The organism is Pseudomonas sp. (assembly GCF_035512415.1).
Lineage (GTDB): Bacteria > Pseudomonadota > Gammaproteobacteria > Pseudomonadales > Pseudomonadaceae > Aquipseudomonas.
Genome location: NZ_DATKDZ010000027.1, coordinates 16,741 through 30,386, shown reverse-complemented (window position 1 = coordinate 30,386; position 13,646 = coordinate 16,741). Strand labels below are relative to the sequence as shown.

At 63.7% G+C, this 13,646-nt stretch carries 14 protein-coding genes; 11 read left to right on the top strand and 3 right to left on the bottom strand.

Translation table 11 applies throughout. The annotated features are described in order from the left end of the window. Positions 1-98: 98 nt before the first annotated feature. From VMP31_RS13970 to VMP31_RS13960, 3 genes are all read right to left on the bottom strand, one after another. A complete protein-coding gene (locus VMP31_RS13970) occupies positions 99-1,433 on the bottom strand; it encodes an MFS transporter (RefSeq protein WP_325508111.1) in 1,335 nt (444 codons plus the stop codon). Between the two features lie 148 nt (positions 1,434-1,581). Further along, the gene (hemH, locus tag VMP31_RS13965) at positions 1,582-2,604 is read right to left on the bottom strand and encodes a ferrochelatase (protein WP_325508109.1); all 1,023 of its coding nucleotides are present in this window, start codon (positions 2,602-2,604) and stop codon (positions 1,582-1,584) included. Positions 2,605-2,612: 8 nt separating this feature from the next. Beyond that, on the bottom strand, positions 2,613-3,518 hold the full coding sequence (locus VMP31_RS13960; RefSeq protein ID WP_325508107.1) for a TIGR01777 family oxidoreductase: 906 nt from the start codon (positions 3,516-3,518) through the stop codon (positions 2,613-2,615). 194 nt (positions 3,519-3,712) lie between these two features. Here VMP31_RS13960 and VMP31_RS13955 point away from each other — a divergent pair, with 194 nt between their 5' ends. The 11 genes from VMP31_RS13955 to VMP31_RS13905 all read left to right on the top strand — a co-directional run bounded on the left by VMP31_RS13955 (position 3,713) and on the right by VMP31_RS13905 (position 13,582). Next, positions 3,713-4,705: an NAD(P)/FAD-dependent oxidoreductase gene (locus tag VMP31_RS13955; protein WP_325508105.1), complete on the top strand. Its 993-nt coding sequence runs from the start codon at positions 3,713-3,715 to the stop codon at positions 4,703-4,705. Beyond that, positions 4,702-4,947, top strand: coding sequence for a TIGR02450 family Trp-rich protein (locus VMP31_RS13950; protein WP_325508103.1), 246 nt, complete (start codon positions 4,702-4,704; stop codon positions 4,945-4,947). The genes VMP31_RS13955 and VMP31_RS13950 overlap by 4 nt, the downstream gene beginning before the upstream one ends. Before the next feature lie 221 nt (positions 4,948-5,168). Continuing rightward, entirely contained in the window at positions 5,169-6,134 is a 966-nt protein-coding gene (locus tag VMP31_RS13945) for a 2-thiouracil desulfurase family protein (protein ID WP_325508101.1), read from the top strand. Positions 6,135-6,136: 2 nt separating this feature from the next. After that, positions 6,137-7,081 carry a MerR family transcriptional regulator gene (locus tag VMP31_RS13940; RefSeq protein WP_414705460.1) on the top strand — a complete coding sequence of 315 codons (945 nt, stop codon included), beginning with the start codon at positions 6,137-6,139 and terminating at the stop codon, positions 7,079-7,081. Between the two features lie 14 nt (positions 7,082-7,095). Beyond that, a complete protein-coding gene (phrB, locus tag VMP31_RS13935; protein ID WP_325508166.1) occupies positions 7,096-8,547 on the top strand; it encodes a deoxyribodipyrimidine photo-lyase in 1,452 nt (483 codons plus the stop codon). Beyond that, positions 8,544-8,966 carry a nuclear transport factor 2 family protein gene (locus VMP31_RS13930; protein ID WP_325508099.1) on the top strand — a complete coding sequence of 141 codons (423 nt, stop codon included), beginning with the start codon at positions 8,544-8,546 and terminating at the stop codon, positions 8,964-8,966. The genes phrB and VMP31_RS13930 overlap by 4 nt, the downstream gene beginning before the upstream one ends. Continuing rightward, complete coding sequence (locus VMP31_RS13925) at positions 8,963-9,742, top strand: SDR family NAD(P)-dependent oxidoreductase (protein ID WP_325508097.1); 780 nt, start codon at positions 8,963-8,965, stop codon at positions 9,740-9,742. The genes VMP31_RS13930 and VMP31_RS13925 overlap by 4 nt, the downstream gene beginning before the upstream one ends. Then, positions 9,739-10,986, top strand: a complete 1,248-nt coding sequence (locus VMP31_RS13920; protein ID WP_325508095.1) for an NAD(P)/FAD-dependent oxidoreductase — start codon at positions 9,739-9,741, stop codon at positions 10,984-10,986. The genes VMP31_RS13925 and VMP31_RS13920 overlap by 4 nt, the downstream gene beginning before the upstream one ends. Positions 10,987-11,003: 17 nt before the next feature. Continuing rightward, positions 11,004-11,804 (top strand): DUF1365 domain-containing protein, encoded by an 801-nt coding sequence (locus VMP31_RS13915; RefSeq protein WP_325508165.1) that lies wholly within the window; start codon positions 11,004-11,006, stop codon positions 11,802-11,804. Continuing rightward, the gene (locus VMP31_RS13910; RefSeq protein ID WP_325508093.1) at positions 11,791-13,065 is read left to right on the top strand and encodes a cyclopropane-fatty-acyl-phospholipid synthase family protein; all 1,275 of its coding nucleotides are present in this window, start codon (positions 11,791-11,793) and stop codon (positions 13,063-13,065) included. Before VMP31_RS13915 ends, VMP31_RS13910 begins: the two co-directional genes overlap by 14 nt. Further along, a complete protein-coding gene (locus VMP31_RS13905) occupies positions 13,058-13,582 on the top strand; it encodes a DUF2878 domain-containing protein (RefSeq protein ID WP_325508091.1) in 525 nt (174 codons plus the stop codon). Before VMP31_RS13910 ends, VMP31_RS13905 begins: the two co-directional genes overlap by 8 nt. Positions 13,583-13,646: the final 64 nt, after the last annotated feature.

Here is a 13,646-nt window from a genome sequence, read left to right as displayed (position 1 = left end):
ATGCGGATGCCAGCGGTGGACAACGCTTCGCGATGTCCACCCTACAAAGCGGCCCGGCAGCCCGGATAAGCCTTAGGCGCAATCCGGGATTGCCTTCCTCAAGCCGGCTCAGCCGCCCACTGTTGCAGGCGCACCACGCTTTCGCGATAAGGCTTGAGGCTCATGCTCAGCAGCACAATGGAGCTGAACACGGCGATGCTGGTAACGATCAGCAGCGAGTAGCGCAGCGCCATGTCGTCGCCGAACACATAATCGGTCACCAGCGCCACTGCGGTCGGGCCGATGCCCAGGCCGATCAGGGTGATCACGAACAGGTAGATCGCCGAGGCCTGGCCGCGCATCGAGTTGGGCATGATCTCCTGGATCGCCGCCGGAGCCACGCCGAACGGCATGCTCAGGAAAAACACCGCCGGCGCGGTCAAGATCGCCGCCCATAGCGCCGTTTCCATCAGCGGAAAGGCCAGCACACAAGGCACCGCGCCAATGGCCGCGTACAAGCCGACACGCATATTGGCGTCGCTGCTGCCGCGCTTGGCCATCCAGTCGGCCAGGCGGCCGCCGAAGACGATGCCCAGACAGCCGAACACCGCAACAATGCTGCCGTAGACGATGCCCACCTGGCCGGCGTCCCAGCCGTAGGTGCGGATAAAGAAGGTCGGAATCCAGGCCGCACTGCCATAGCCGGCAAAGGCCAGGCCGGCGAAGCCGAAGTTATGGCAGAGCACGGTGCGTTTGTTGGCGCGGATATAGCGGCCGACATCGGCCAGCGGCACCGCAACGCCAGCACCGACGCCACGCCGGGTCGGCTCCTTGACCGCCAGCATCAACAGGGTAAACAGCACCCCGGCCGCGCCGAGAATGAGGAAGATCAACTGCCAGGGTCGCACCTCGCCAACGATTGGCAGCAGCACATCGCCCTGGGCCGAAGCGAACTGGATAACCAGACCGCCGAGCAGAAAAGCCAGGCCCGAACCCAGATAAACCCCCATGGAATACACGCTGATCGCTGTGGCGCGGCGCTCGGCGGGGAAACTGTCGGCAATCAGCGAGTAAGCCGCCGGCGACAGCGCCGCCTCGCCCACCCCCACGCCGATACGGCAGATCAGAAACTGCCAGTACAACTTCGCCAGGCCGCAGGCGGCGGTGGCCGCACTCCAGAACAACACACCGATGGCGATCAGGCCGCGGCGGCTCTTGGTATCGGCCAGGCGGCCCAGGGGAATCCCGCAGACGGTGTAGAACAGGGCGAAGGACAGCCCCATCAACAGACTCATCTGGGTGTCGCTGATCATCAGATCGCGGCGGATCGGCCCCACCAGCAGGTTGAGAATCTGCCGGTCGATAAAGGACAGCACATAGGCGACCATCAGAATGGCGACAGTGACCCAGGCGCGGGTACTGGAGGGATAGCCGTTATTGTTGTTGTGAGGCACTGGCAGTCTCCTCGGCAGCACAGATGCGCTGCACGACGGTTGAAAGAACTGCCAGCTTAGGTCGATATACAGGGCGATGAGTATCGCCCGTAGGTGTTATCAGTCAGGCGAATGCAATGCATCCTTTCGAGCTAATGCATCCCCCGCTTCAAAGCATCAAGGGTGCACGCTCGCTCAGTACTTTTAACGCCGCCACCCAGCTTGGGTGGTCGTTCAGGCAGGGCACCAGCTGCAGGCTTTCGCCACCGGCCTCGATAAACTGCTCGCGGCCACGGTCGCCGATTTCCTCCAGGGTTTCGATGCAGTCGGCGACAAAGGCCGGGCACATAACCAGCAGCTTTTTCACCCCCTGCCCGGCCAGTTCCTCCAGGCGGCTTTCGGTGTAGGGCTCGATCCACTTGTCGCGGCCCAGGCGCGACTGGAAGGACACCGACCACTGCTCCGGGCGCAGGCCCATGCGCTGGGCAAAGGCGTGGGCACTGCGCATGCACTGAGCGCGGTAACAGCTGGCCAGCACCTCAGGGGGTGCGCTCATGCAGCAGTCCGGGCCCTTGAGGCAATGCTTGCTCGGGTCAAGCTTGCGCAGGTGGCGCTCCGGCAGGCCGTGGAAGCTCAGCAGCAGGTGATCGAAGTCCTGCTCCAGATAGGGCCTGGCGCTGTCGGCCAGGGCCTCGAGGTACTCGGGCTGCTCATAGAAGGGCGGCAGAATCGAAAAGTGGATCGGTAGCTTGTGCTCGCGCACCACCCGTCGCGCTTCCTCGATCACCGTGGTGGTGGTGCTGTCGGCAAACTGCGGGTACAGCGGTGCCAGGGTGACCTGCTTGATGCCCTGGGCGGCCAGACGCTGGAGCACCGTCTCGATCGACGGCTCGCCGTAACGCATGGCCAGCTCAACCGGACCATGATTCCACTGCGCCTTCATTGCCTCCTGCAGGCGCTTGCTCAATACCACCAGGGGCGAGCCCTCCTCCCACCAGATCGAGGCATAAGCGTGGGCCGAAGCGGCCGGGCGCTTGATCAGGATCAGCGACACCAGCAAGCGCCGCAGCGGCCAGGGCAGATCGACGACATAGGGGTCCATCAGAAACTGATTGAGGTAGCTGCGTACATCGGCGACTTCGGTGGAGGCCGGCGACCCCAGGTTTACCAGCAGCAATGCGTTATCGGTCATGCGCAATCCTAGTCAGGTTGGCCCAGCAGATCCGCCAGCGCCACATCCAAATGAGTGAATCGAAAACTGAAGCCTTCGGCCTGCAGGCGCGTCGGCAAGGCGCGTTGGCCGCCGAGCAGCAGCTCGGACAACTCGCCCAGCGCCAGACGCAAGGCAAACGCCGGTGCCGGCATAAACGCCGGACGGTGCAGCTCGCGGCCCAGGGCCTGGCTGAACTCGCGGTTGCGCACCGGCTGCGGCGCGCAGGCATTATAAGGACCGCGGGCCTGCTCCTGCTGCAGGAGAAAATCAATCAAAGCGATTTGGTCGCTGAGATGAATCCACGGCATCCACTGCCGGCCGCTGCCCAGGGGGCCACCCAGGCCCAGCTTGAACGGCAGCAACAGACGCTTGAGCAAACCACCGTCGCGGGCCAGCACCAGCCCGGTGCGCAGTAGCACCACACGGATGCCCTGGTCTTCGGCGCGCAGTGCGGTTTCTTCCCAGGCACCGCACAGCTGCGCGGAAAAATCGTCGGTGACCTGGATCGAATCCTCATGCAGCTCGCGCTCGCCGCCGTCGCCATACCACCCCACCGCCGAGCCGGACAACAACACCTGGGGCTTCTGCCCGCGGCTCGCTAGCCAGGCCAACAACTGTTCGGTCAGGGTGATGCGGCTGGCCCACAGCAGCGTCTTGCGCTTGCGCGTCCAGGGCCGGTCGGCAATCGGCGCGCCGGCCAGGTTGACCACAGCATCCAGCGGTTCCTCGGCCAGCTCCTCAAGGCGACCGATGCCGCGCACCCCGGCCCCACACAGAGCCTCGACCTGCTGCGGCGTGCGGCTCCACACCGTCAGCCGGTGGCCCTGCTGTGCCCAGTGTCGGCACAACGCACGCCCGATCAGGCCAGTACCGCCGGTTAGAAGTATGTGCATGGCATCGTCCTCGCATGGCCTGACAGTGAATATGCGCAATATGAAGTTTTATGACCGGCGTGCCTTTATTCCGGCAGCCAGTTGTCTTAACTATAGGTAGGCGCGACTGCAGCCACACATCCTATACAAAAAATCCATATTGTATAGCTTCTGTCTAAAGCGTAGCCTAAATGGCCTTGAGCAAGAGGTAAGCCATGACAGCCATCAACCCCATCGCCATCATCGGTACCGGCATCGCCGGGCTGTCCGCAGCCCAGGCCCTGCACGCGGCCGGACATGCGGTGCAACTGTTCGACAAAAGCCGTGGCAGCGGCGGTCGCATGGCCAGCAAGCGCAGCGACGCCGGCGCACTGGACCTGGGTGCCCAGTACTTCACGGCCCGCGACCGCCGCTTCGTCGAGGTGGTGCAACAGTGGCAGACCCGTGGCTGGGTCAGTGAGTGGACGCCCAGCCTCTACAATTTCGACAACGGCCAGCTCAGCGCCTCGCCGGACGAGCAGACACGCTGGGTCGGCAGCCCACGCATGAGCGCCATCACCCGGGCCATGCTCGGGGCCTTACCGGTGCATTTCTCCTGCCGTATCACCGAAGTGTTTCGCGGCGAGCAGCACTGGCACCTGCAGGATGCGGAAGGCAACAACCATGGCCCCTTCAGCCATGTAGTGATTGCCACGCCCGCACCCCAGGCCACTGCCCTGCTCTCCAGCGCCCCGAAACTGGCCGGGGCCGCGGCCAGCGTCGCCATGGACCCGACCTGGGCCGTGGCCCTGGCCTTCGACAGCCCGCTGGAAACCAGGGTCGAAGGCTGCTTTGTGCGCGACAACCCGCTCGACTGGCTGGCCCGCAACCGCAGTAAGCCCGGGCGCGACACCGACCAGGACACCTGGGTGCTGCACGCCACCAGCCAGTGGACCAGGCAGCATCTGGATATGCCCAAGGAAGAAGTGATCGAGCAACTGCACGGGGCCTTTGCCGAACTGATCGGCTGCGCTGTGCCGGCACCGACCTTCAGCCTGGCCCATCGCTGGCTGTATGCCCGCCCGGCTGCCGCGCACCAATGGGGCGTACTGGCCGATGCCGGCCTGGGCCTGTATGCCTGCGGCGACTGGTGCCTGTCGGGCCGCGTCGAAGGGGCCTGGCTCAGCGGCCAGGAAGCCGCCCGCCGCCTGCTTGAACACCTGCAATGAAGGGCTTGGCGAACAACACCGCAGGCAAACACCGGCTTAACCCGCGCAAGCTGCTGCTGTCGAAATGGACAGCAGCACAGCCGCTGAACCGTGAAAAACACTTCCTGGTCACCGAACTGTTCTGTGATGAAGACGGCACGGTGCTGCAGGTCGAATTACAGGCCGTACTCAGCCAGCGCAACCAACGCCTGGATTGGCAAACCCTGGAAAATTCCCAGCACTGGCTGATGGGCTGGCAGTAAGCCCCTCCTCCCAGCGGCCTGCTCCTGCCGCGTAAATCCCCTCCCGCCTGCCCTCACCCGAACGCCACGGCCAAGTCGTAGCGAATCTCTCGCTGCGCCACCCAGCCGATTCCATTACAGAAGCTGTACAAAGTATTTGACTTGTACAACAACAAACCTATGATGAACACAAGTTGTACATGCATCACAGCATGTACAAGACGTACATCAGAGGTCGCGCCATGAACACGTCCCAGATCACTGCCACCAAGCCCAAGCTCGCCATCAGCGCCTGCCTGCTCGGAGCCGAGGTCCGCTACAACGGCGGCCATAAGGAATCGCGTCTGTGCAGCCGCACCCTCAGCGAATATTTCGACTTCGCCCCACTGTGCCCGGAAGTAGCGATAGGCCTGGGCACCCCCCGCGAACCTATCCGCCTGGTCGGCGATCCGCAGGCTCCCCGGGCAGTGGGCACGGTCAACCGCGAAGTGGATGTCACCGAGCCCCTGACCGCCTACGGCGAGCGCATGGCTGGTGAGCTGGGCGATATCTGCGGCTATATCTTTATGCAGCAGTCGCCGTCCTGCGGCCTGCATCGGGTCAAGGTCTACCAGGACAACGGCCGCCCGAGCGAACCTGGCCGTGGCATCTTTGCCCAGGCCTTTTGCGCCCGGCACCCCGATCTGCCGGTGGAAGAAGACGGCCGCCTCAACGATCCGATCCTGCGCGAAAACTTTATCACCCGCGTGTTTGCCTACTCCGAATGGCAACAGCTGCTGCGTGATGGCCTGACGCGCAAGCGCCTGATCGACTTCCACTCGCGCTACAAGTACCTGCTGATGGCCACCCATCCGCAGCAGTACAAGAGCCTGGGGCGCATGCTCGGCAACCTCGGCCAGCACGACATCAATGAGCTGGCACCGCGCTATTTCAGCGAACTGATGAGCGCGCTGAAAAGCTGCGCCACCCGCCGCACCCACAGCAACGTGCTGCAGCACATCTGCGGCTATCTCAAGCAAGCACTGAGCAGCGCAGAGAAGCAGGAAATGCAGCAGCTGATCGGCCAGTACCGCCATGGCGTGGTGCCGCTGGTGGTGCCCATGACCCTGCTCAAGCATCACTTCCGTCGCCACCCGGACAGCTACATCGCGCAGCAGGTGTACCTGCAGCCGCACCCGGAAAACCTCAGCCTGCGTAACGCCCTCTGACCATGGACGAACTCACCCACAGCCACGCCCCCGCCGCCGGCGACGACTACCAAACCGCCATCGCCCAAGGCTTTATGCCGATCCGCGATGTGGCGCGCATCACCGGGGTCAACGCCGTCACCCTGCGCGCCTGGGAACGCCGCTACGGCCTGATCGTGCCGCACCGCACGCCCAAGGGCCACCGCCTGTATTCCGCCGAGCATGTGGCTCGGATCCAGGCAATCCTCACCTGGCTCGGCCGCGGGGTTTCGGTCAGTCAGGTCAAGGGCCTGCTGCGCAGCGGCCAGCCGGCGTTCAGTGAGGCCAGCTCGCAGTGGGAGGAAAAGCGCCAGCGCCTGCAGGAGAGCATCTGCAACCTTAGCGAGCGCCGCCTGGATGACTGTTTCAACAGAGAACTGGCGCTCTACCCGCCGCACACCCTGTGCCAACAACTGCTGCTGCCGTTGCTGGAAGAACTGGAACTGCGCTGGCGCAACCAGTTCGGTGCCCAGGCCGAGCGGGTGTTTTTCTACTCCTGGCTGCGCAGCAAGCTGGGCGCGCGCCTGTACCACAACAATCGCCAGTACAACGGTGCGCCGCTGCTGCTGATCAATGTCTCCGACCTGCCCATGGCCCCGGGCATGTGGCTGACCGCCTGGCTGGCGAGCAGCGCCAACTGCCCGGTGGACGTCTTCGACTGGCCGCTGTCGCCGGCCGAACTGGCCCTGGCGGTGGAACATATCCAGCCCCGCGCGGTGCTGCTGTATTCCAGCCAGGCACTCAATACCAATCACCTGCAACGCTTGCTGGCCGGCTACGACTGCCCCTGTCTGATCATCGGTCAGGCGGTGCAGATCCATCAACAGGAGCTGCGCGGCATGGCCGCGCAGAACCCCGACCTGAGCCTGGCCGCCGATCCGCTGGCCGCGCTGCAAATCCTTACCGACTTGAACCTGCTGAACAGCTGATGGGACATACCATGCTGCAATTGATCTGGTTTCGTACCGACCTGCGCGTGCAGGACAACAGCGCCCTCGCCGCTGCCATGAGCAGCGGCCCGACCGTGGCGCTGTACCTGCTCAGCCCCGGCCAGTGGCTGGCCCACGATGACGCGCCGAGCAAGGTCGACTTCTGGCTGCGCAACCTCAAAGAGCTGGCCACTGAACTGGGCAAACTCAACGTGCCGCTGCTGGTGCGTGAAGCCGACAGCTGGAGCGCCGCGCCACAGGTAATCGGCGAGCTGTGCCAGCAGCTGCAGATAGGCACGGTGCAGGTCAATGAAGAGTACGGCGTGCATGAAACCCGCCGCGACCAGGCTGTGGCCGAGGCGCTTGGTGGCCTTGGGGTAAATTTTCGCAGCCATCTGGATCAGCTGTTGTTCAAACCCGGCAGCGTGCTGACCAAATCCGGCGGTTACTTCCAGGTCTATAGCCAGTTCCGCAAGGTCTGCTATCAGCGCCTGCACACCGCCCTGCCGGCGCTGATCGCCACGCCCAAGGCGCAGGTGCCGTTGGCGATCCAAAGCGATGCCCTTCCTGAACAAGTTGCAGGCTTCGCCCTACCCTCTGCCGAACTGCGTGAGCTGTGGCCAGCCGGTGAAGCAGAGGCGGCGCGGCGTTTGGATGATTTTGCCGCACAGCAGATCGACTTCTATCAAAACGCCCGCGACTTCCCGGCACAGCCTGGCACCAGCCAGCTGTCCGCCTACCTGGCCGCTGGGGTGATCTCGCCGCGCCAGTGCCTGCATGCGGCCTTGCAGGCCAACCAGGGCGAGTTCGACAGCGGCAATCTCGGGGTGATTACCTGGATCAACGAGCTGCTCTGGCGCGAGTTCTACAAACATATTCTGGTCGGCTATCCGCGGGTTTCCATGCACCGCGCCTTTCGCACGGAAACCGAGGCCGTGGCCTGGCGCAACGCCCCGCAGGAGCTGCAAGCCTGGCAGCAAGGCCGTACCGGTTTTCCGATTATCGATGCAGCGATGCGCCAGCTACTGACCACCGGCTGGATGCACAACCGCCTGCGCATGATCGTGGCGATGTTTCTGACCAAGAACCTGCTGATCGACTGGCGCGAAGGCGAGCGTTTCTTTATGCGCCACCTGATCGACGGCGACCTGGCAGCGAACAATGGCGGCTGGCAATGGAGCTCCTCCACCGGCACCGATTCGGCCCCCTACTTCCGCATCTTCAACCCGCTTAGCCAGTCCGAGCGCTTCGACCCGGACGGACGTTTTATCCGCCACTGGCTGCCCGAGCTTGGGGGCTTGAGCAAGAAGCATATCCACCAGCCGAGCGGCGCGTTGCTCAGTGGCGGCGGGCTGTTTGGCGGCGCGGACTACCCGCGTCCCATGGTTGACCTGAGCGCCAGCCGCGCGCGTGCCCTAGCCGCCTTCAAGTGCCTGCCGCACCTGGCCGGCGAGGAGGTGCTATGAGCGACTTCCTGCGCCAGTTCGCCCAGCGCTTTGCCGGTCTGAACAAGGACAACCTCGAGCGTCTGGGCCAGCTCTACAGCGACGACGCCCTGTTCTGCGACCCGATGCACGAGGTGCGCGGGCTGAGCAATATGCAGCACTACTTCGCCGAGCTGTACGCCAACGTCAGCGAACTGCGCTTCGACTTCTACGGCTTCGACCAGGTACGCGACGGCGAAGGCTACCTGCGTTGGACCATGAGCTACCGCCACCCGCGCCTGGCTGGCGGCCAGCTGATCCGCGTGGAGGGCTGCTCGCACCTGCTGTGGCAGAGCAAGGTCTATCGCCACCGCGACTATTTCGACGCCGGCAGTCTGCTCTATGAGCACCTGCCGTTGCTCGGCATGGCGATTCGCTGGCTGAAACGGAGGTTGGCATGAGCACGAAACCACGGCGTATCTGGCTTACCGGTGCCAGCAGCGGCATCGGTGCGGCACTGGCCGAGCAGCTGTTGCAACAGGGTCACCGCCTGGCACTCAGCGCCCGCACCCTCGAGCCGCTGCAGGCCATGGCCAAGCGCTACCCGGCGCAGGTGCTGGTGGTCTCTGGCGATCTTGCCGACGCCGCCCAGGTCCGCGCCATCGGCGCGCATATAGGCCAGGTGTGGGGCGCGCTGGACAGCGTGATCCTCAATGCCGGCACCTGCGAATACGTCGAGGTGCAGAGCTTCGAGGCGGCGATGGTCGAGCGGGTGGTCCGCGCCAACCTGTTTTCCGCCAGCTATTGCATCGAGGCGGCCCTGCCCCTCCTGCGCCTGGGCCACAAGCCGCACCTGGTGGCCGTCGGCAGCTCGGTGACCTACCTGCCGCTGCCCCGCGCCGAAGCCTATGGCGCGTCCAAGGCTGGCATGCGCTACCTGATCGAGGCCCTGCGTATCGACCTGGCCGCCGAGGGTATCGCCGTAACCCTGGTCAGCCCGGGCTTTGTCGACACCCCACTGACGCAACAGAACGACTTCCCCATGCCGATGCGTTGGCCAGTGGACAAAGCCGCCCGCTATATCGCCGAACGCCTGCACCAGCAGCCCTTTGAAATAAGCTTCCCCGGCCCCTTTATCGCCATGCTCAAGCTGCTCGGCCATCTGCCCAAGCGCTTGCAGGTGGCCATGGGGGCCCGTATGGCTCGCACTAACGCCAAGTCCAAGGACAACTCATGAAGATCGCCATTATCGGCAGTGGTATCGCCGGTTTGACCAGCGCCTACCTGCTTAACCGCAGCCACGACATCCGCGTATTCGAGGCCGGCGACTGGATTGGCGGGCACACCCACACCGTGGATGTGCAGGTTGCTGGCCAGCGCTACGCCGTGGACACCGGTTTTATCGTGTTCAACGACTGGACCTACCCCAACTTTATTCGCCTGCTGGGCAAGCTGGGGGTCGGCTTCAAGGCCACCGAGATGAGCTTCTCGGTCAGCGACCCGCTCAGCGGCGTGGAATACAACGGGCACAGCCTCAACAGCCTGTTCGCCCAGCGCCGCAACCTGCTTTCACCAAAGTTCTGGGGCATGGTGCGCGACATCCTGCGCTTTAACCGCGAGGCGCTGAACGACCTCAACCAGCAACGTATCGCCAGCACCATGACCCTGGGCGACTACCTCAAGGCCAATGGCTACAGCGAGCGCTTTATCCAGCATTACATCGTGCCCATGGGCGCGGCGATCTGGTCGATGTCACTGAACGATATGCTCGGTTTTCCGCTGCAATTCTTCGTGTGTTTCTTCAAGAACCACGGCCTGCTGTCGGTCAGTGATCGGCCGCAGTGGTGCGTGGTCGAAGGTGGTTCCAGCAGCTATATCGCGCCGCTGACCGAGTCCTTCAAGCAGCATATCCGCCTCAACTGCCCGGTGAGCCGGGTCGAGCGTGATGGGGACGGCGTGACCGTGCATAGCGCCGCCGGAACCGAGCGCTTCGACAAGGTGATCTTCGCCTGCCACAGCGACCAGGCCCTGGCGCTGCTGGCCGAACCTACGCGCATCGAGCAGGAAATCCTCGGCGCGCTGCCCTATGCCGACAACGACGTGGTGCTGCACACCGATACCCGCCTGCTGCCAAAACGGCCCCTGGCCTGGGCCAGCTGGAACTATCGCCTCGGCGGGCCAGTGGATCAGCCCGCCGCCGTCACCTATGACATGAATATCCTTCAGGGCATCGTCAGCGACACCACCTTCTGCGTCAGCCTGAACCAGACCGCCGCTATCGACCCAAGCAAGATTCTCGCCCGCTACACCTACGCCCACCCGCAATACAGCCTGGCCGGCATGGCCGCGCAGGAGCGCTGGGAAGAACTGCTTGGCGCTAACCACAGCTACTTCTGCGGCGCTTATTGGGCCAATGGCTTCCACGAAGACGGCGTGGTCAGCGCGCTGCGCGTGGCCCGTGAATTCGGTGAGGCACTCTAGTGAACAGCCCAATGGCGATGAACAGCGCCCTGTACAGCGGCTGGGTGCAGCACCGGCGTTTTGCGCCGCGCCTGCACAATTTCCGCTATCGCATGGGCCTGCTCTACCTCGACCTGAGCGAGCAGGAAGCCGTGCTGGCGTTGTCGCCGCTTGCTGGCAGTGGCCGCTTTACGCCCTTTGCCTTTCGCGAGACCGACTATCTGCCGCAGTTCACCGGCGCGGGGATCAAGCTGATCGACGCCGTGCGCCAACGCGTTGGCGAGGCACTGGGCCGTACGCCGCTGGGCCATATCTGCCTGCTGACCCAGCCCCGCAGTTGGGGCCTGGCCTTCAATCCGGCGAGCTTTTTCTACTGCTATGAGGCCGATGGCAGCCTGGCGGCGATTCTCTGTGAGGTCAGCAACACACCTTTCCGCGAGCGCTACCACTACGTACTGCCGGCCGAGGGCACAGGCCATCAGCATGTCGCCGTGGCCAAGGCGTTTCACGTTTCGCCGTTTCTGCCGCGCGAGCTGGAATACCGCATGAGCTTTAGCCCCGCCGGCGAGCGCTTGGGCATTCACATGGCCGACTGGCAGGGCGAGGAAAAACTCTTCGATGCCAGCCTCAGCCTGCAACGCACCGAACTGAACCGCGCCAGCCTGCACCGCTACCTGCTGCAGTTTCCCTGGATGACCGGCAAAACCGTCGTCGCCATCTACTGGCAGGCCCTGCGCCTGCTGCTCAAACGTATTCCCCTGTTCAGCCACCGGGCCGCTGAAGGCGATTTGCGCGTCGCTCGCCCCGTATCGAAGGAAGTCCCCCATGAAAAGCTCTAGCCTTGTCTCCGCCAAAGATAGTGTGCGCGCCGGCAGCGGCATCGGTGCCAGCCTGTTGCGCCGTGCGGTGTTGCGTCAGCTCGGCCAGTTGCGCCACGGCCAGCTGGTGATTATCGAAGGCGACGAACGCCTGGAGTTCGGCGACGCCCACTCCAGCCTCAGTGCCGAAATCCAGGTGCTCGACCCGGCGGTCTGGGGCCTGGTGGCGGGCAACGGCTCGATTGGGGCTGGCGAGGCCTATATCCACGGTTACTGGAGCACTCCGGACCTGACCGCGGTGATCCGGGTATTCGTCAGCAATCTTGAGATGCTAGATGCCATGGAGGGGGGTCTGGCTCGCCTTGGCCGCCCTCTGGTGCAGGCCCTGCACTGGTTCAACCGCAACACCCGCAAGGGCTCGCGCAGGAACATCTCGGCCCACTACGACCTGGGCAATGACCTGTTCGAGCAGTTTCTCGACCCGACCATGATGTATTCGGCCGCAATGTTCCAAAGCGCCGATGACAGCCTGGAGCAGGCGCAGCTGCACAAGCTCGAGCGCATCTGCCAGAAACTAGCGCTGAAGCCCGGCGACCACCTGCTGGAAATCGGCACCGGCTGGGGCAGCATGGCGATCTATGCCGCCAGTCACTATGGCTGCAGGGTTACCACCACCACATTGTCGCGCGAGCAGTTCGCCTATACCGAAAAGCGCATTGCCGAGCTCGGCCTGGGCGGGCGCATCACCCTGTTGCTGGAGGACTACCGCGACCTCGACGGCCAGTACGACAAGCTGGTGTCGATCGAAATGATCGAGGCCGTCGGTCATCGTTTTCTAGGCAACTACTTCGAGCAGTGCGCCAAGCTGCTCAAGCCGGACGGCCTGATGCTGCTGCAAGCCATCACCATCCGCGACCAGCGCTACGAACAGGCGAAAAACAGCGTCGACTTTATCCAACGCTATATCTTTCCCGGCGGTGCCCTGCCCTCGGTGCAGAAGATGCTGGAAATAGTCACCGACAAAACCGATATGAACCTGCACCATATGGAGGATTTCGGCCTGCACTACGCCCGTACCCTGCGCCTGTGGCATGACAACCTGCGCCAGGCGCGGCACAAACTCGAACAGCTCGGCTACGACGACTACTTCTATCGGCTGTGGGAGTTCTACCTGTGCTATTGCGAGGGCGGCTTTATCGAGCGCACCATCGGCACCGCGCAACTGCTGCTGGCTAAGCCTGCGGCACATCCTGCACCGCTACTGGGAAACCTCAATGCCTAAATTGATCGTCAACACCCTGCTGTTTCAGCTCGGCTGGTTCGCCTGCGTATTTGGCGGCGACAGCCTGTGGCTGCTGATTGTCGCAGCGGTGCTGGCGGTGCATCTGCTCTGGACCAGCAGCTGGGCGGCGGAAGGCAAACTGTTGATCAGCGTGTTTCTCGCCGGCAGCGCTTTGGACAGCTTTCTGCTCAACCTCGGAGTATTCGACTTCGGCACGCCGCGCACCCTGATCCCCTTATGGCTGGCCTGCCTGTGGCTGTTGCTGGGCACCACCCTCAACCACTGCCTGGCGTGGACCGCACAACCCTGGTGGCGCGCCAGCCTGCTGGGGGCCATCGCCGCACCGCTGTCCTATTACGCGGGCGCACAGATCGCCGGCGTCGGCCTGCCTTACGGCACCTGGCAAAGTTTGCTGCTGATCGGCGCGATCTGGGCCCTGGTGATGCCCGTGCTGCATGGCTTTGCCAAGCTCTATCGCGGCCAGTACGAACAGAGCCTACGTAGCCGCACGCTGTAGGGTGCGCCGCGCGCACCGACCTGCGAGCAGCGCATCCAACATTTGCACACTGCTCCTGCCTCGA

What these genes read in the sequence shown, in the direction of transcription:
- hemH (WP_325508109.1), bottom strand. Translation starts at nt 2,604, where the DNA reads ATGACCGATAACGCATTGCTGCTGGTAAACCTGGGGTCGCCGGCCTCC.
- VMP31_RS13960 (WP_325508107.1), bottom strand. Translation starts at nt 3,518, where the DNA reads ATGCACATACTTCTAACCGGCGGTACTGGCCTGATCGGGCGTGCGTTG.
- VMP31_RS13955 (WP_325508105.1), top strand. Translation starts at nt 3,713, where the DNA reads ATGACAGCCATCAACCCCATCGCCATCATCGGTACCGGCATCGCCGGG.
- VMP31_RS13950 (WP_325508103.1), top strand. Translation starts at nt 4,702, where the DNA reads ATGAAGGGCTTGGCGAACAACACCGCAGGCAAACACCGGCTTAACCCG.
- VMP31_RS13945 (WP_325508101.1), top strand. Translation starts at nt 5,169, where the DNA reads ATGAACACGTCCCAGATCACTGCCACCAAGCCCAAGCTCGCCATCAGC.
- VMP31_RS13940 (WP_414705460.1), top strand. Translation starts at nt 6,137, where the DNA reads ATGGACGAACTCACCCACAGCCACGCCCCCGCCGCCGGCGACGACTAC.
- VMP31_RS13930 (WP_325508099.1), top strand. Translation starts at nt 8,544, where the DNA reads ATGAGCGACTTCCTGCGCCAGTTCGCCCAGCGCTTTGCCGGTCTGAAC.
- VMP31_RS13925 (WP_325508097.1), top strand. Translation starts at nt 8,963, where the DNA reads ATGAGCACGAAACCACGGCGTATCTGGCTTACCGGTGCCAGCAGCGGC.
- VMP31_RS13920 (WP_325508095.1), top strand. Translation starts at nt 9,739, where the DNA reads ATGAAGATCGCCATTATCGGCAGTGGTATCGCCGGTTTGACCAGCGCC.
- VMP31_RS13915 (WP_325508165.1), top strand. Translation starts at nt 11,004, where the DNA reads ATGAACAGCGCCCTGTACAGCGGCTGGGTGCAGCACCGGCGTTTTGCG.
- VMP31_RS13910 (WP_325508093.1), top strand. Translation starts at nt 11,791, where the DNA reads ATGAAAAGCTCTAGCCTTGTCTCCGCCAAAGATAGTGTGCGCGCCGGC.
- VMP31_RS13905 (WP_325508091.1), top strand. Translation starts at nt 13,058, where the DNA reads ATGCCTAAATTGATCGTCAACACCCTGCTGTTTCAGCTCGGCTGGTTC.